Annotated in this window: 16 protein-coding genes; 2 read left to right on the top strand and 14 right to left on the bottom strand. The window is 68.9% G+C overall.

What is annotated here, in order from left to right; translation table 11 throughout:
• Positions 1 to 143: 143 nt before the first annotated feature.
• The 3 genes from ABZV40_RS41865 to ABZV40_RS41855 all read right to left on the bottom strand — a co-directional run bounded on the left by ABZV40_RS41865 (position 144) and on the right by ABZV40_RS41855 (position 1,458).
• Positions 144 to 401, bottom strand: coding sequence for a helix-turn-helix transcriptional regulator (locus ABZV40_RS41865; RefSeq protein WP_355455039.1), 258 nt, complete (start codon positions 399 to 401; stop codon positions 144 to 146).
• A 261-nt stretch (positions 402 to 662) separates the two neighbouring features.
• Positions 663 to 1,301, bottom strand: a complete 639-nt coding sequence (locus tag ABZV40_RS41860) for a UdgX family uracil-DNA binding protein (protein WP_355455037.1) — start codon at positions 1,299 to 1,301, stop codon at positions 663 to 665.
• Entirely contained in the window at positions 1,279 to 1,458 is a 180-nt protein-coding gene (locus ABZV40_RS41855; RefSeq protein ID WP_355455036.1) for a CsbD family protein, read from the bottom strand. The genes ABZV40_RS41860 and ABZV40_RS41855 overlap by 23 nt, the downstream gene beginning before the upstream one ends.
• Before the next feature lie 216 nt (positions 1,459 to 1,674).
• Between ABZV40_RS41855 and ABZV40_RS41850 the strand changes: the two genes are divergently transcribed.
• Entirely contained in the window at positions 1,675 to 2,019 is a 345-nt protein-coding gene (locus ABZV40_RS41850; protein WP_355455034.1) for an ANTAR domain-containing protein, read from the top strand.
• Here the strand turns inward: ABZV40_RS41850 and treZ are convergent.
• The 8 genes from treZ to ABZV40_RS41810 all read right to left on the bottom strand — a co-directional run bounded on the left by treZ (position 1,938) and on the right by ABZV40_RS41810 (position 13,128).
• The gene (gene treZ / locus ABZV40_RS41845; protein ID WP_355455032.1) at positions 1,938 to 3,611 is read right to left on the bottom strand and encodes a malto-oligosyltrehalose trehalohydrolase; all 1,674 of its coding nucleotides are present in this window, start codon (positions 3,609 to 3,611) and stop codon (positions 1,938 to 1,940) included. The two genes, ABZV40_RS41850 and treZ, sit on opposite strands and share 82 nt — an antisense overlap.
• Positions 3,612 to 5,690 carry a malto-oligosyltrehalose synthase gene (treY, locus tag ABZV40_RS41840; RefSeq protein ID WP_355455030.1) on the bottom strand — a complete coding sequence of 693 codons (2,079 nt, stop codon included), beginning with the start codon at positions 5,688 to 5,690 and terminating at the stop codon, positions 3,612 to 3,614.
• Positions 5,690 to 7,795, bottom strand: coding sequence for a glycogen debranching protein GlgX (glgX, locus tag ABZV40_RS41835; RefSeq protein ID WP_355455028.1), 2,106 nt, complete (start codon positions 7,793 to 7,795; stop codon positions 5,690 to 5,692). The genes treY and glgX overlap by 1 nt, the downstream gene beginning before the upstream one ends.
• A gap of 24 nt (positions 7,796 to 7,819) precedes the next feature.
• Positions 7,820 to 9,244: an IS607 family element RNA-guided endonuclease TnpB gene (tnpB, locus tag ABZV40_RS41830; RefSeq protein WP_355455026.1), complete on the bottom strand. Its 1,425-nt coding sequence runs from the start codon at positions 9,242 to 9,244 to the stop codon at positions 7,820 to 7,822.
• A 120-nt stretch (positions 9,245 to 9,364) separates the two neighbouring features.
• Positions 9,365 to 9,655, bottom strand: coding sequence for a hypothetical protein (locus tag ABZV40_RS41825; RefSeq protein WP_355455024.1), 291 nt, complete (start codon positions 9,653 to 9,655; stop codon positions 9,365 to 9,367).
• A gap of 105 nt (positions 9,656 to 9,760) precedes the next feature.
• A complete protein-coding gene (locus tag ABZV40_RS41820; RefSeq protein WP_355455022.1) occupies positions 9,761 to 11,575 on the bottom strand; it encodes a 4-alpha-glucanotransferase in 1,815 nt (604 codons plus the stop codon).
• A gap of 105 nt (positions 11,576 to 11,680) precedes the next feature.
• The gene (locus tag ABZV40_RS41815; protein ID WP_355455020.1) at positions 11,681 to 12,106 is read right to left on the bottom strand and encodes a RidA family protein; all 426 of its coding nucleotides are present in this window, start codon (positions 12,104 to 12,106) and stop codon (positions 11,681 to 11,683) included.
• A gap of 65 nt (positions 12,107 to 12,171) precedes the next feature.
• Positions 12,172 to 13,128, bottom strand: a complete 957-nt coding sequence (locus ABZV40_RS41810; RefSeq protein WP_355455043.1) for a LacI family DNA-binding transcriptional regulator — start codon at positions 13,126 to 13,128, stop codon at positions 12,172 to 12,174.
• A 32-nt stretch (positions 13,129 to 13,160) separates the two neighbouring features.
• Here ABZV40_RS41810 and ABZV40_RS41805 point away from each other — a divergent pair, with 32 nt between their 5' ends.
• Positions 13,161 to 13,610, top strand: a complete 450-nt coding sequence (locus ABZV40_RS41805; protein WP_355455018.1) for a peroxiredoxin — start codon at positions 13,161 to 13,163, stop codon at positions 13,608 to 13,610.
• Between the two features lie 3 nt (positions 13,611 to 13,613).
• Here ABZV40_RS41805 and ABZV40_RS41800 read toward each other — a convergent pair whose 3' ends face one another.
• Genes ABZV40_RS41800 through ABZV40_RS41790 form a run of 3 tightly spaced genes read right to left on the bottom strand, consistent with a single transcriptional unit; the run spans position 13,614 to position 15,859 of the window.
• Positions 13,614 to 14,189 (bottom strand): TetR/AcrR family transcriptional regulator, encoded by a 576-nt coding sequence (locus ABZV40_RS41800; protein WP_355455016.1) that lies wholly within the window; start codon positions 14,187 to 14,189, stop codon positions 13,614 to 13,616.
• Positions 14,190 to 14,191: 2 nt separating this feature from the next.
• Positions 14,192 to 15,142: an LLM class F420-dependent oxidoreductase gene (locus ABZV40_RS41795; RefSeq protein ID WP_355455014.1), complete on the bottom strand. Its 951-nt coding sequence runs from the start codon at positions 15,140 to 15,142 to the stop codon at positions 14,192 to 14,194.
• 60 nt (positions 15,143 to 15,202) lie between these two features.
• Positions 15,203 to 15,859 (bottom strand): O-methyltransferase, encoded by a 657-nt coding sequence (locus tag ABZV40_RS41790; RefSeq protein ID WP_355455012.1) that lies wholly within the window; start codon positions 15,857 to 15,859, stop codon positions 15,203 to 15,205.
• Positions 15,860 to 15,861: the final 2 nt, after the last annotated feature.

The following is a 15,861-nucleotide window of genomic DNA, read 5'->3' as shown; positions in this document are numbered from 1 at the left end:
CCGTGGTCACCTCCCCCCCCCCTGTCGAGGCCGTGTGGGGCCGCCGCGCGGCGCGGTCGAGCACGGCCCCCTACACCCCCCCCTGGTGTATGAAGGCGCCCTTCATCCACAACGGGGGCGCGCACGACCGGCCAGCAGCCTGCTCAGGCCGAGCGGCTCTGCGGCGCCAGCAGCTCGTTGATGGCGTCCAGCGAGATGCCCAGCGCGCCCGCGAGCGCCGCGATCGTGAAGAACGACGGCGTGGGAGCGCGTCCCGTCTCGATCTTGCGCACCGTCTCGGCCGACAACCCGGCGCGAGCCGCGATCTCGACCATGCTCTCCTCGCCGCGGGCGTCCCGCAGCAACTGCCCGAGCCGCCTGCCGCGCTCCCGCTCCGTCGAGGTCAGGGGAATGCGCACCATGTCTGCGGATTCTACGCGAATCGTGCAAGTCAAGGGGTCCGCAAAACTCCGTTGCGACGCCAGCCGATCACGACATAGGTTCGTCGTACACAAGAGAGGAGGTGGTCCAAAGTTGTATAGCTACAGGACTCGTGAGGTGGCTGTCCGCTAGGACCAGCCCTCGGTGACCCTGGCGAATACCAGGCAGCCACCCGGCCCCCGGACTTCGAGCGCTGGTCCCGCTCGGCCCGCTAGCGCGGGAGTCGTCCGGGGGTTGTCCCGTTACAGGGACTCCTGCAGTGACTTCTTCAGGGCCTTGAGATCGGCCACGAACGCCTCGTAGGCCTCGTCCCGGTCGTCGGCCCGCAGCACCGCCGACGGGTGCACGGTCACCCCGATCCGCAGCCCGTCCTGCTCGAGCACCTCACCGCGGTGCGCGGTCAGCGTGAACGACGAGCCCAGCAGCGCCTTCGCCGCCACGGCTCCCAGGCACACGACCAACTGCGGCCGCACGACCCGGATCTCCTCGCGCAGCCACGGGAAGCACGCCACCACCTCGCCCCGCCGGGGCTGCTGGTGGATCCTGCGCTTGCCGCGCTCGACGAACTTGAAGTGCTTCACCGCGTTCGTCAGGTACGCGGCGGACCGGTCGATCCCCGCGGCGGCCAGCGCCCGGTCCAGCAACCGTCCGGCCGGGCCCACGAACACGTGCCCCTCGACGTCCTCGCGGTCGCCGGGCTGCTCCCCCACCATCATCAGCCGCGCCGGCACCGGTCCCTCGCCGAACACGGTCTGCGAGGCGTCCTTGTAGAGGTCGCAGCCGCGGCACTCGCACGACGCAGAACGCAACGCCGCCCAGTCCTTCCCCTCCGGGACGAACTGGGCGGCGCCGGCTGACTTACTTGTCCGAGCGGAAGGCATCCTTGACCTTCTCGCCGGCCTGCTTGATGTCGGCCTTCACGCGCTCTCCGCGGCCCTCGGCCTGCCACTGCTCGTTGTCCGTGGCGTCGCCGACCGCTTCCTTCGCACGGCCCTTCATCTCTTCAGCCTTGTTGCTGAACTTGTCGTCGGCACCCATGGATCAGGCTCCTTCAGTACGTGGTCAGCTACGTCCATCGGTTACCCGGCGAGCACGGTCCGAAACAGTTGATAAGGTGATCACTCGCGGTTGAGAACCCAGCCGCAAGCCGATGAGACGGCTTGCTCTGGATGTGTCCCGCCCCTTCGAGAGCTCCCGAGCCCGTCGTCCCACCGGCATGCCGCTGTGACCATGACGACGTGAAAGGAGCCGGCGGTGCCGTCCGCGAGAATCACCGCCCTCGAGGCCGAGGTGGCAGGGCTGCGCAAAGCTCTGGTGTCCCGGACCGTCATCGGGCAGGCCACCGGCCTGATCGCCGCACGCAAGCCCTGCACGCCCCAGCAGGCCTTCGGGCTGCTGGTGCACATCTCCCAGCACCAGAACATCAAGCTGCACGTCGCCGCCGACCGGCTGGTGGCGGCGTTCGTGCACGCGCACCTCGGCCGGCCGGTCCGGCCGGCCGACCAGGCGCTCTGGGATCACGTCGACGCGACGACCGCGAACGACTCGGGCGAAAGCGACGACGGATTCGCCGAGGAGGTCAGCAGCACCTCGCCCTGAGGCAGCGGGACGGGCGTCGTGCCGAGGTTCACCACCACGCGGGTCGTTCCGCGGTGCAGCACGAAGCACAGCCCGTCCTGCTCCACCACGAACCTGTCCAGGCGCGGATCGGCGAGCTCGGGCCGGGAGCGGCGCAACGCGATCAACGCCCGGTACGTCTGGAGCACCTTCGCGTGCTCGCCGGTCGTGACCTCGTCCCACTTCAGCCGCGAGTTCTCCACGGTCCGCGGCGACATCGGGTCCGGAACGTCGGATTCGCCCCAACCGTGCCGCGCGAACTCACGGCGCCGGCCCGTCCGCACGGCCTCGGCCAGCTGCGGGTCCGGGAAGGACGCGAAGAACTGCCACGGCGTGCTCGCCGCCCACTCCTCCCCCATGAAGATCATGGGGGTGTAGGGCGAGCAGAGCACGATCGCCGCCGCGCACAACAACTTCCCGGTCGAGACCGTCGCGGGCAGCCGGTCGCCGGTGGCGCGGTTGCCGATCTGGTCGTGGTTCTGCGCGTACGCGAGGAACCGGTGGCCGGGGATCAGCGCGGTGTCGACCGGTTTGCCGTGGTGCTTCTCGCGGAACGACGACCAGGTGCCCGCGTGGAAGAACACCTTCTCCAGCGTGTTCTTCAACGCTCCCGGTGCCGCGAAGTCCTCGTAGTAGCCGAACGTCTCACCGGTCAGCGCCACGTGCAGGCAGTGGTGCAGATCGTCGGACCACTGCGCGTGCAGGCCGTACCCGCCGCCTTCGCGTGCGGTCACGAGCTTCGCGTCGTTGAGGTCGGACTCCGCGATCAACGTCAACGGACGGCCCACCCGCGTGGAGAGCGCGTCCACCTCGACCGCCAGCTCCTCGAGGACGTGCACCGCGCGCCGGTCGGCCAGCGCGTGCACGGCGTCGAGCCGCAGACCGTCCACGTGGAAGTCCCCGAGCCACTGCAGTGCGTTGTCGATCACGTACCGGCGGACCTCGTCGGAGTTCGGCCCGTCCAGGTTGAGGCCTGGACCCCAGTCGTTGCGACCGGCGAAGTACGGCCCGAACTTGTCGAGGTACGCGCCGGACGGCCCGAGGTGGTTGTAGACCACGTCGAGCAGCACGGCGAGCCCTCGCGCGTGACAGGCGTTGACGAACCGCTTGAACCCGTCCGGGCCGCCGTACGGTTCGTGCACCGCGCCCCACAGCACACCGTCGTAACCCCAGCCCTCCACGCCGTCGAAGCTGTTGACCGGCATGACCTCGACGAACGTGATGCCGAGGTCCACCAGGTGGTCGAGCTTGCCGATGGCCGCGTCGAACGTGCCCTCCGGCGTGAACGTGCCGATGTGCAGCTCGTAGATCACGCCGCCGGGCAACGCGCGACCCGTCCACCTCTGGTCGGTCCACTCGAAGTCGTGCCGGTAGACCCGGGACGCCTCGTGCACGCCATTGGGTTGCCACAACGACCGCGGATCCGGATACGCCTTGCCGTCGATGACGAACGCGTAGTCCGTCCCTTCGGAATCCGAGTGCCACCAGTCGCCGTCGCGCTTCATCTCGTGGTCGACGCCGTCGACCCGCACGTGCACCGACCTGGGCGTCGGTGCCCAGATTGAGAAGCTCACTCATCCCCCTCGTACGAGCAGCGCCACCGGGTAGCGGTCGAGCAGGCTCGCCAGGTCCTCCGAGGCCGGCCGCCCGGTGAGCACGTCCGTCCACTCCGGACCGCCCGGCAGTGGCAGAACGGTGTCCTGCCAGCCCTTCTGGGCCAGTGTGACCGGCAACCTGGTCGCCACCGCGATCACGCCGGATCGTTCGAACGCCAGCACGTGATCCGCGGCCGGGCCCTCGGCCCGAAGCGGCCGGTAGCCGTGCAGACCTCGTTTGCGCACGTGCAGGGCCTTCTGCACGACCAGGAGCTTCGCCGCGCCCGAGTCGTCGACCTCCGGCAGCCAGCCGTCGTCGATGCGCTCCAGCAGCTCCCGCCGGACCGCGTAGTCCACCGGGCGGCGGTTGTCCGGGTCGACCAGTGAGAAGTCCCACAGCTCGGTGCCCTGGTAGAGGTCGGGCACGCCGGGTGCGATGAGCTGGACCAGCTTCTGCCCCAGCGAGTTCGACCAGCCCGGTGCCTTGATCCGGTCGACGAACGCGGCGACCTCGGGCTCGTCGAGCACCTTCGCGGGCCACGCGGCCACCTCGGCGTCGAACTCGGCGTTCCGGTCGACCCAGGACGTCCTGATCTTGGCCTCCCTGGACGCCTTCTCCAGGTACTGGCCGAGGCGTTCCTCGGTGATCGGGTAAGCGCCGACGAGCGACTGCCAGGCGAGGCGGTTCAGCGTCGGCTCCGAGATGCCGTGCTCGCCGGACATCGCGGCCTCGAAAGCCAGGTACTCGTCCGGGATCTCGGCCAGCACGGCGAGCCGCGCCCGGACGTCCTCCGACCGCTTGGTGTCGTGCGTGGACAGTGCGGTCATGGCCTGGGGCGTCTGCGCTTCCCGGGCCGCCGCGCGCTGGTGGAACTCCTCGACGGGCAGGCCGAACCGGTCCGGCGAGCCGCCGACCTCGTTCAGCGCCACGAAGTTCGTGTACCGGTAGAACGCGGTGTCCTCGGTGCCCTTCGCGACGACCATGCCGGACGTCTGCTGGATCCTGGTCGCGAGCTCACCGTGCGGATCGGCCCTGACCTGCTCGTCGAGCGCCCGCACGGCGGGCGACTCGGCCCGTTGGACCGCGGTGTCCCAGTGCCGCGAGCCTTCCGGCAGGTACGACCGGTACACCGGGAAGTTGACCATCACCTCGGCGACGGCCTGACAGGCGTCCTCGAACGGCACGCCCTGCACCAGCCGGGCGATCCGCCGCACCTCGGCGACCAGGATCGAGTCGGCGACCTGCTGCCGTGACGCGTGCTCGACCTCGTGGAAACCGCCGCCGAACCTGTCGGTCGGCGCGATGAACACACCGCAGACCTCGCGCAACGCGTCGTAGCCGGTGGTGCCGTCGACCGGCCAGCTCTGCGGCAGCGACTCGTCCGGTCCGAGGATCTTCTCCACGACCAGCCAGCCGTCGAAGTGCTCGCGCAGCCGCCGGAAGTAACCGCCGGGATCGGCCAGGCCGTCCGGGTGGTCGACGCGCAACCCCGTGACGCCCCACGACAGCACCTCGCGGTGGGTCGCCTCGAACACCTCGGGGTCCTCGACCCTGATCGCCGCCAGCTCGGTGATGTCGAAGAACCGCCGGTAGTTGAGCTCGCTGTTGCCGCGCCGCCAGTCGACCCTGACGAAGTGCTCGCCCGGTTCCTCCGGCGAGCCCTCCGTGAGGACCGGCAGCAGGACCTTGCCCGACGACCAGTCGATGTCGAAGTACCGCGCGTACTTCGAGCTCTGACCGTGCGCGAGCACGTCGTCCCACCACGGGTTCGGCACGACCATGTGGTTCGGCACGATGTCGACCACGAGCCCGAGGTCGTGCCGCCGCAGGCTTTGCTGCAGCGCCCGGCGACCCTCGTCGCCGCCCAGCTCGGGCCGCGCGCGGGTCGGGTCCACGACGTCATAGCCGTGCGTGGACCCCTCACGCGCGTCGAGCATCGGCGACGCGTACAGCGCGCCGATGCCCAGGCGCGCCAGGTAGTCCGCGATGCCGGCGGCGTCGGCGAACGTGAAGCCGGGGGTGAACTGGACGCGGTAGGTGGAGGAAGGCGCGCCCATCAGCCCACCCGCTGCAGCACGACGAGCGACCGCGCGGTCAGCGTCAGCTGCCCGCCCGCGACGATCGGCTTCTCCCCGTCGCCGACGCGTCCCGTCGTGGTGTCGACCACCACCGTCCATTCAGGACCGTACTCGGCCTCGGGCAGCGTGATCTCGATGTCCTCGAAGTGCGCGTTGAACGCCATCAGGAACGAGTCGTCCACCACCCGCATGCCGCGCGAGTCGAGGTCCGGGATGCCCTCGCCGTTGAGGAAGATGACGATGCACTTGCCGAAGTCGTCCTCCCAGTTCTGCTCGGTCATCTCCTCGCCGGACGGCGTGAACCACGCGATGTCGCGCAGCTCCTCGCCCTTGCGGATCGGCCGTCCCGCGAAGAAGCGCCGGCGCCGGAACACCGGGTGCGCCTTGCGGAACTTGGTGAGGGCGGCGGTGAACTCGACCAGCTCGGCGTTGCTCTCCAGCAACGACCAGTCGACCCACGAGACCTCGTTGTCCTGGCAGTACGCGTTGTTGTTGCCGTGCTGCGTGCGCCCGAACTCGTCACCGTGCAGGATCATCGGCACGCCCTGCGAAAGCAGCATCGTCGCCATCAGGTTCCGCCGCTGCCGCGCCCGCAGTTCGAGCACCTCCGGATCGTCCGTCGGCCCCTCGACCCCGCAGTTCCACGACCGGTTGTGGCTCTCGCCGTCCTGGTTGTCCTCGCCGTTGGCCTCGTTGTGCTTCTCGTTGTACGTCACCAGGTCGTTGAGCGTGAACCCGTCGTGCGCCGTCACGAAGTTGATCGACGCGTACGGCCGGCGACCGTCGTCCTGGTAGAGATCGCTGCTTCCGGTGATGCGCGACGCGAACTCGCCCAGCGTCGCCTTCTCACCCCGCCAGAAGTCCCGCACGGTGTCGCGGAACTTGCCGTTCCACTCCGTCCACAGTGGCGGGAAGTTGCCGACCTGGTAACCACCGGGCCCGACGTCCCACGGCTCCGCGATCAGTTTGACCTGCGACACCACCGGGTCCTGCTGCACGACTTCGAAGAAGGTGGCCAGCCGGTCGACGTCGTAGAACTCGCGCGCCAGTGTCGCCGCGAGGTCGAACCGGAACCCGTCCACGTGCATCTCGGTGACCCAGTACCGCAGCGAGTCCATGATCAGCTGCAACGTGTGCGGCGACCGCACGTTCAGCGAGTTCCCGGTGCCCGTGTAGTCCATGTAGAACTTCGGGTCGTCCTCCACCAGCCGGTAGTACGACTCGTTGTCGATCCCGCGCATCGACAACGTCGGCCCGAGGTGGTTGCCCTCCGCCGTGTGGTTGTAGACGACGTCGAGGATGACCTCGATCCCGGCCTGGTGCAGCGCCCGCACCATGCCCTTGAACTCCTGCACCTGGTTCAACGGCAACGCGGAGTAGCCGTCGTGCGGCGCGAAGAACCCGATCGTGTTGTAACCCCAGTAGTTGCTGAGCCTGCGCTCGGCCAGCGTGTGATCGCTGATGAACTGGTGCACCGGCATGAGCTCGACCGCCGTGATGCCCAGCTTGATGAGGTGGTCGATCATCACGGGGTGCGCGAGGCCCGCGTAGGTCCCGCGCAGCCGCGGCGGGATCTCGGGGTGGTCGACGGTGAGACCGCGCACGTGGGCCTCGTAGATGACGCTCTCGTTGTACGGCGTCCTCGGCAACCGGTCGTTCGTCCAGTCGAAGAACGGGTTGACCACGACCGACTTCGGCACGTGCGGCGCGGAGTCGGCGTCGTTGCGCTCGTCCGGCGCCCCGAACTTGTACCCGTACAACGCCTCGTCCCACGACAGGCCGTCGGAGATGGCCTTCGCGTAGGGGTCGATCAGCAGCTTGTTCGGGTTGCAGCGGAGTCCGCGCGCCGGGTCGTGTGGACCGTGCACGCGATATCCGTACTTCTGGCCGGGCCCGACGCCCAGCAGGTAGCCGTGGTGGACGAACCCGTCCACCTCCGGCAGCCTCACGCGGGTCTCGGTGCCGTCGTCGTCGAAGAGGCAGAGCTCGACGTACTCCGCGACCTCGGAGAACAGGGCGAAATTGGTGCCTACACCGTCGTATCCGGCGCCCAGCGGGTAGGGCCTTCCAGGCCAGGGTCGCACGATGCTCCTCGTCACAGCAGGCGGCTACCGACAGACCATATCCGGGCCACAACGGCATGGCATCACGCCGCTGTGAAGGATGGTCCGGTCCTCGACTGACCCGGTTGCCCGGTGCGAGGTGAACGCTTCACAGCCACCAGCCCACGTGGAGTGGGTCTTCCGGTCGGCTCCACGTCCCTTCGGGCTTAACGACCCCAGGTCTCCGGCCTCTCCGGTACCTGTCGCACAACTCACCATCTTGGCGAGATTGCGCGAAGCGTTCAGATCACGATCGATCTTCAGTCCGCACGGCTCACAGCGGAATACCCGGACGTGCAGCGGCAGTTTGGCTTTCACCGCGCCACAGCCCGAGCAGGTCTTGGATGACGGGAACCAACGGTCTGCCACGAGCAGACGACTACCCCGCCACCGCACTTTGTACGCCAGTTGTCGTCGAATCTCCGCAAAACCGGCGTCCGCGATCGCACGGGCCACTCGTCGATTGCGCATCATGCCTGCGACGTTCAAGTCCTCGACCGCGATGGTGCCGAACTCGGCCGCCAACGCTGTCGTGAGCTTGTGCAGGCCATCGCGCCGCAGGTTGGCCACACGGTGGTGGACACGATTGCGATGCTGATTCGCTCGTTCCCACCGCCTCGGCGGTCGATCACCATTGCGCTTGTCCGGCCCCTGCTTGCGCGACACCGTGCGGGATCTGCGGCGCAACTCAGCTGACGCGTGCGCCAGGTGCCTCGGATTGGGGACGAACCCGGTTGCGTCACTGATGCCGAGCAGCGGCCTGGACAGCACAGCGAGATGTGTGACACCCAGGTCCACACCGATCACCGCATGTGGCTGAGCAGGTGGAGGATCCGAGCGATTCACCTCGCAGGTGGAAGAGCAGAACCACCGGCCACCCTCACAGCGGATCGTGGCCGACAGAACGCGAGCAGTGCCTGCGTCGATCCGGCGAGCGAGCTTGCGGGTCGACTCGTGGGTTCGGATTCGGCCCGACGTGGGCAGAGTCACGTGGCGACAGTCGGCCTCCACCCGGATCGGGCCAGTGGTGAACCGGCATGACCTGCTTGCACGCCGTTTCGACTTGAACCGCGGAAATCCCATCGGGCGGCCCGCCCGCTTGCCGTTCCGAGATGCGGACCAGTTGCTCAGCGCCCGCGCCAGGCCGCTGCTGTAGGACTCCTTCGAGCACTCCGCCCACCAGGGCGCGACCTCGTCCTTGGTTCTGTTCCACACCTTCCGGAGAGCGGGCGGCGACCAGTGCAGCGGTGGTGTGAGGTCCTCTGGCGCTATTCCATAGCCGGCCTCGGCCTCACGCTGGTCCATCACCGCCTTGACCAGCGCCAAGCCCCAGTTGAACGCGAACCTCGTGGCACCGCAGTGCGCGGACAGAGCCCGCGCCTGTGCCGGAGTCGGGTCCAATGCGAACCGGTAGGCCTGGTGGACGATCACACTCGAACCCTACGAGTGGGTACCGACAAATTCCGGCCCGTTACTCGAAGGTTCTCACGGGAGTGGGAGCGGCTTAAATCGAACGTGTGATCGTCACAAACCAGCGACTACCGGTTGCAGTCACACCCTTTCGTGTGCCAGCACCAGCTGCCCACGTGCGGCCGTGAGCAAAGTGCGTGCTTCCTGGATCTCCACGTACTTCAGGTGCTCACAGGCAGCTTCCGCACACGCCAGCGCCTGCTGCAGGGCGATGTTGTCGTCCACGGGTCCCGCGTCCCGCAGCGCGTCACGCAGGGACGCCTCCGCGCGCCGTGCGCCGACCACCGGGTCGCCGAGTGCCGCCGGCCTCACCGCAGCGAGGACCTGCTCGACGGCCAGTTCAAGCACGCCGGTCGATGTCCGCGTGCTCACGGCTGAGCTCATCTGGTACGCCACCTCCAAAACGTTCGTCTTCCGCCGTCGGGTGACGGCCTTACAGTACTCCGCAGGCACGTGACCTGCCGTTACGTGGAAGTTTCATCTATTCCGGCCGCGCAGCGGACGGGTGATGTCCCGGACTCGCGGGAAGAAGTCGTCCAACGCCACCGGCAGGGGGATCCGCCAGTTCGGGTGCTCGTCGATCGTGCCCGGCACGTTGGGCTGCCGGGTGTCCCGCAGAGCGTCCTGAGGTGAAGTCAGGACCAACGCGCAGGGAGCCTGCGCGAGCAACTCGTGAGCGCCGGCGACCCGGTCGCTGGGGTCGATGCCCTCCTGGCGCATGAGCTCGTCGAAGTCCGGGCCGTCGGGACCGGCGAAGAACGTCGCGGCGGTCGGCAGGTCGTGAGTGGAGATGCTGGCCATCTGGTTCGGGTTCCACTGCGACGGCGGGATCAGCGGGTGGCCCTCGGCGTAGTAGTCGCGCTGGAAGTAGAGGACGGCGCTGGTGAGCATCCCGTTCTCCTGCAACGTCTTCGTGACGACCGGCTCGACCGTGCCGAGGTCCTCGCCGACCACGACGGCACCGGCGCGGTAGGCCTCCAGGGCCAGCACGCCCAGCATCGCGTCGGCGTCGTAGTGGACGTAGGTGCCGCGTGACGGCGGCTCGCCCGGTGGGATCCACCAGAGCCGCCACAGGCCGGCGACGTGGTCGATGCGGATGCCGTCGGCGTGCTTCAGCACGCTGCGCAGGACCTGGCGGAACGGCCGGTAGCCGGTCTCGGCGAGCTTGTCGGGGCGCCACGGCGGCAGGCCCCAGCCCTGGCCGTCCGCGCTGAACGCGTCGGGCGGCGCGCCGACCGTGACGTCGATGGCGAAGACGTCCGGGTCCGCGAACGTGTCCGCGCCGCCGGGCGAGACGCCGACCGGCAGGTCGTGGATGACGCCGACGGCCATGCCTGCCTCGTGCGCGGCGAGCCGGACGTCCTGGAGCTGGCGGGTGCAGAGGTGCTGCAGCCAGGCGTGGAACGCCACCCGTTCCGCCGGTGCCTCCGCACGGCCTTCCGGCCACTCGCGCCAGTCCTCGCCGTGGATCTCGGCCAGCGCGCAGTAGGTGGCGAAGGCCCGCAGGTCGTCGTCCATCTCGATCTCGCCGCCGGGGAACAGCAGCTCCAGCGCCTGCCGCTTGGCGTCCCAGATCGCGTCGTAGTCGATCAGGTCCTGGTGGTCGGGCCGCAGGTCGCGGATGAGCTGCCGGGTGCGCGGGCAGGCCTGCAGGAACTCCGCGGTGTCGGTGATCCGCAGGTACAGCGGGTTCGCGAACCGGCGGCTGGTCGGCGAGTACGGCGAGCGCTCGACGGGATGCGTGAGCGACGGCGCCTGCACCGGGTTGACCAGCACCACGCCCGCGTCCAGTTCCAGGCTGCTGCGGCGCGCGATCGTGGCGAGATCGGCGAAGTCGCCCATCCCCCACGACTCCTTCGACCGCGCCGCGTAGAGCTGCACCATCCAGCCCCACGTGCGGGGCACGTCCGGCAGCGTTCTGGGAGCGACGGCCAGCGTGACGGTCTGCTTCTCGGTCACGACGCGGTGCCAGCCGAGCGGCAGCGAGTCCGGCAGGTGCCGTTCGACGTCGAAAGAGCTGCCGTCCTCCAGGAAGACGGTGGCGGGCCCGCGCAGGTCGTACGTCTCGTACTCGCGGATCACGATCGTGGGCGGCAGGACGCGTTCCGCGCGGCGCTGCTCGACCACTGCGAGCTCGCGGGCGACGGAGTCCTCAGTGGACGCGTCCACGCCGAACTGGGCGAGGACCTTGACGACGACCTCGGCGTCGACGACGACCTCTTGCTGGTCCGCGTTCTCGTACCGAGTGGCAACGCCCCAGGCGTCCGCCAGTCGCGCCACCAACTCCTCCACAACTACAAGCTATGTCACAGCTCGGGCCGCATTACCAGAGCAAATGGTCCCTGGTCACCCGAAGGGTGCAGACCGATCGAGACGCCTGCTCACAGATGCATTTGGTTAAACATCCGATGCTTCTTCCGGAATCGAGACCACGGCCTCGACCTCGACAAGAAAATCGGGCCCGAACAACGCCGCGACCTGAACCAGGGTGCTGGCCGGGTTCGGGACATCTCCCAGGGCGGGTCGCAGAATCTCGTCACGGACGTCACGAATGGTCTGAACCTCAGACGCATCAAGCACGTACCAGGTGAACTTGATGACATCCGACCAGTCGGCGCCGAGGTTTCTGATCACGTGATGAAGATTGCTCAACGCCTGCCGCGTCTGGGCCGCCAGGTCGTCGACCCCGACGACGCAGCCCTTGGCGTCGACCGCGACCTGGCCGGAGACGAAGGCGAGCTTGCCGGTGACCGTCACCGCGTGGGCGTAGCCGGGTGTGGTGGGCAGCTCCGGCAGTTCGGTCAGGCGCTCTTGGGCGGGCATGACGTCACAGTACTTCCCGGACTCACCCGAACACGGCTGCCGCGTGCTCGATGAAGGGCGCCTTGCTACACCTGAGGTGGAGCAAGGCGCCCTTCATCGACGTCGAGCGCGGCCTGCACCGGTCCGCTCGAGTTGCGCACGACCAGCCGCACGTGGTGCTCGGCCGGTTCGATCTCCCCGCCCCTGATCAACGTGAACAGGTCCGCGACCGCCCGTTCCCCCTGCTCCTTCGCCGCACCCTCCACAGCGGTCAGCCCGACCACGCGGGTCAGCTCCTGCCCGTCCAGCGACACGATCGACAGCTCGTCCGGCACCGCGCGCCCGTCGCGTTGCATGCGCAGGTAGATGCCGAGCGCCGCCGCGCCGTTCGTGCTGATCACGGCGGTCGGCAGGCGTTCGCCGTCGAGCAGCACGTCGACCACCTGCTCTCCGCCGTCGACGGTCGGCGAGCACCAGACCGTCCACTCCGGACGAACGGTCAGCCCGGCCTCGACGAGGATCTCGTCGTACGACTCGTCCACCCCGTCGGACAGCACCAGCGCCACGTCGCGATGCCCGAGCGCGAGCAGGTGCGCGACCGCGGTCCGCAGGGCGTGCCGGAGGTCGGCGTCGTCGACGGTGATGTGCGGGACCTCCAGCGACTCCAACGCGACCTGTTCGGCCTCGGTCAACGCCATGGACAGCAGCAACACGCCGTCCACCCGGCGGCCCAGCGGCAGCTCGTCGAAGAACTTCTCCCGCGAGGACGCGTCGCCGAGCACGTAGAGCAGCACGTCGTAACCGGCCTGCCGCAACGCACCCTCCGCGCCCGCCAGCACCGGGCTGACCTCGGAGGTCAGCACCGCGATCGCGTATCGGCGCCCACCGGCCAACGACGAGGCGTCGCGCGCGATGGCGTACTTCATCCGCCGTGCGACCTCGCTCACGTGCTGCCGCGTCGCCTCGGACACGCCCGGTTCCCCGCGCAGGGCTCGCGATACCGTCGCAGCGGACACCCCTGCAGCCTTGGCCACATCGGACATGCTGGTCACGGCACCGAGCGTATTGGAGATCCATGAAGCCCGGCGACCTCGCCCCCGACTTCGCCCTGCCCGACCAGGACGGCACCGAGCGCAAGCTCTCCGACCTGCTCGCGAACGGCCCCGTCGTGCTCTTCTTCTACCCCGCCGCGATGACGGCCGGGTGCACCGCGCAGAGCTGCCACTTCCGCGACCTCGCCGCCGAGTTCACCGAGGCGAAGGCGCAGCGCGTCGGGATCTCCACCGACGACGTCGCGAAGCAGAAGCAGTTCGCGGAGCTGAACGACTTCGACTACCCGCTGCTGTCCGACGTCGACGGTGCGGTCGCGGAGCAGTTCGGGGTGAAACGGCGGTTCGGGCCGATCCCGGTCAAGCGGCACACGTTCGTGATCGACACCGACCGCCGGATCATCGAGGTGATCAAGAGCGAGTTCTCGATGAACAGCCACGCCGACAAGGCGCTGGCGGCGCTGCGGAACCGGTGATCGTCAGCACGCCGCAAGGCCCGCCAGCACGAAGTCCGCGATCTCGCCGGCCAGCTGAGCCGGCGGCTTGGCACCGTCCGGCCGGTACCACATGGGCAGCTGGTTCACGACGCCCAACGCGATCCGCACCACGGTGTCCGCGGGCACGAGAGAGCTGAACTCCCCGTCCGCCTGTCCCTTCTCGACCACCGCGAGGAACGTCTCGTGGTAGCGGCGGCGCTCGGCGCGGAACTCGGTCATCCGCTCCTCGCCGAGCCGGTGCAGCTCCCGCACGAACACCGCGGTCTCGTCGACCCGTTCGGCCGTCGAGACGACCAGGGACACGAGGATCTCCCTGACCGTCTCGGCGGCCGGCAGCCCGAGCCCGATGATCCGGTCCATGTCGGCGGACTGGGACGTGATCAGCAGCCGGTAGATCTCGAAGAGCAGGTCGTCCTTCGCGCGGAAGTAGTGGTACAGCGCGCCTTTGGTGACCTCCGCGGCCGTGACGATCTCCTGCACCGAGGTCGCGTCGTAGCCCTGCGACGCGAACAGGCGCACGGCCGCGTCGATGATCTTCTGCTCGGTCGCGGTGGGCACGGCTAGGCCCGCGGTGCCAGTGCGCGCACCTGCGCGATCTGGTCGCCACCGGTCGGGAGCAGCGCGATGATCGGGGTGTCGACACCGGCGGCCTGGTACTCGGCGACGCGCGCACGGCACTCGTCCAGCGAACCGTGCACGATCAGCGCGTCGACCACCTCGTCCGGGATGGCCTTCGACGCGGCCTTGCGGTCGCCGGCGGCCCACGCCTCGTGCATCGGGCGCAGCGCCTCGCCGCGGCCCAGCCAGTCGTGGAACGCGGCGTAGGCGGGCACGGTCAGGTACGTGCTGATCAGCATGCGCCCCAACGCGCGCGCCGCGTCGGCGTCCTCGGTCGGGCACACGAAGATCCGCGCGGCCAGCTCGGAGTCGCCGAGCTCCTCCCGCACCTGCGCCACGTCGGTGGCGGCCAGCCAGTTCGTGATCGCGCCGTCGGCCTCCCGACCGGCCAGCCGCAGCATGTTCGGCCGCAGCGCCGCGAGCATGATCGGCACCTTCTCGGCCGGCGGGCGCTCCAGCTTGAAGCCCGACACCGAGAACGTGTCGTACTCGGCGGTGACCTTCTCCCCTGCCAGCGCGGCCTTGAGGAAGCGCAGGGTGTCGCGGGTGCGCTTGAACGGCTCCTCGAACGGGATCGCGTTCCAGCGCTGCACGATCGCGGGCGACGACGAGCCGATGCCCAGCACGAACCGGCCACCGGTCACCTCGGCGAGCGTCGCCGCGGTCATCGCGAGCGTGGCCGGTCCGCGCGTGTAGACGGGCGCGATCGCCGGACCGAAGCGCAGCTCGGACGACCACTGGGCGGCGAGCGCGAGCGGCGTGAACGCGTCGGTACCGGTCGTCTCGGCCGACCACACGTCCGTGTAGCCGAGCCCGGCGAGCTCGGACACCAGCGCGCGGTGCTCCAGCACCGGCACACCGATCAGCGGCAGCGTGATTCCCCAACGAGCCATGAACGCCTCCAGGTCGCGACTGGGAGACACCCTACCGACCGGTCGGTATGCCCACAACCGCTACCGCTTCCTGGCGAACGTCAGCCCGTCCGCGATCGGCACCAGCACCGACTCGACGCGCGGGTCGTTCAGCACGAACTTGTTGAACGCGTCGATGGCGGCGGCGTTGCCCTCCGGCTGTTCGTCGGCCGCCTCGCCGTAGTAGAGCGTGTTGTCCGCGAGCAGCAGGCCGCCCTGACGCACCCGTGGCACCAGCAGGTCCCAGTAGTGCACGTAGCCGACCTTGTCGGCGTCGATGAACACCAGGTCGATGACCGGTTCGTCCGGCAGTTCGGCGAGCGTCTGCGCGGCCGGGCCGAGCCTCAGGTCGATCCGGTCGCGCACGCCCGCCGCCTGCCACGCCTCCTCGGCGATCCCGGTCCACTCGACGGAGATGTCGCAGGTGATGACCCTGCCGTGCGGGGGAAGTGCCTGCGCGAACGCGAGCGTGGAGTACCCGGTGTACGTGCCGACCTCGACGACGGTCTGCGCGCCGGTGATCCGGACCAGCAGGGACAGCAGGACCGCCTGCTCGTGCGGGATCTGCATCTCGGCCGAGTCGCCGAGCTCCAGCGTCCTCGCGATCAGCTTCTCCTGCACCGCGGTGGGCTGGCCTGCCTGCTTGCGCACGTACTGGTAGATCTGCGGGGTCATGACCACGGTCTTGAAGTCGTTCACGC

The sequence above is a fragment of the Lentzea sp. NPDC004782 genome (genome assembly GCF_040609115.1).
Taxonomy (GTDB): domain Bacteria; phylum Actinomycetota; class Actinomycetes; order Mycobacteriales; family Pseudonocardiaceae; genus Lentzea.
Note: the sequence above shows the minus strand (reverse complement) of the source record. Positions and strands in the feature narration are given on the sequence as shown.

Excerpts from the sequence above, each read along its gene's own strand:
- ABZV40_RS41865 (WP_355455039.1), bottom strand. The coding sequence starts at position 401 with ATGGTGCGCATTCCCCTGACCTCGACGGAGCGGGAGCGCGGCAGGCGG.
- ABZV40_RS41860 (WP_355455037.1), bottom strand. The coding sequence starts at position 1,301 with ATGCCTTCCGCTCGGACAAGTAAGTCAGCCGGCGCCGCCCAGTTCGTC.
- ABZV40_RS41855 (WP_355455036.1), bottom strand. The coding sequence starts at position 1,458 with ATGGGTGCCGACGACAAGTTCAGCAACAAGGCTGAAGAGATGAAGGGC.
- treY (WP_355455030.1), bottom strand. The coding sequence starts at position 5,690 with ATGGGCGCGCCTTCCTCCACCTACCGCGTCCAGTTCACCCCCGGCTTC.
- ABZV40_RS41815 (WP_355455020.1), bottom strand. The coding sequence starts at position 12,106 with ATGCCCGCCCAAGAGCGCCTGACCGAACTGCCGGAGCTGCCCACCACA.
- ABZV40_RS41810 (WP_355455043.1), bottom strand. The coding sequence starts at position 13,128 with ATGTCCGATGTGGCCAAGGCTGCAGGGGTGTCCGCTGCGACGGTATCG.
- ABZV40_RS41805 (WP_355455018.1), top strand. The coding sequence starts at position 13,161 with ATGAAGCCCGGCGACCTCGCCCCCGACTTCGCCCTGCCCGACCAGGAC.
- ABZV40_RS41795 (WP_355455014.1), bottom strand. The coding sequence starts at position 15,142 with ATGGCTCGTTGGGGAATCACGCTGCCGCTGATCGGTGTGCCGGTGCTG.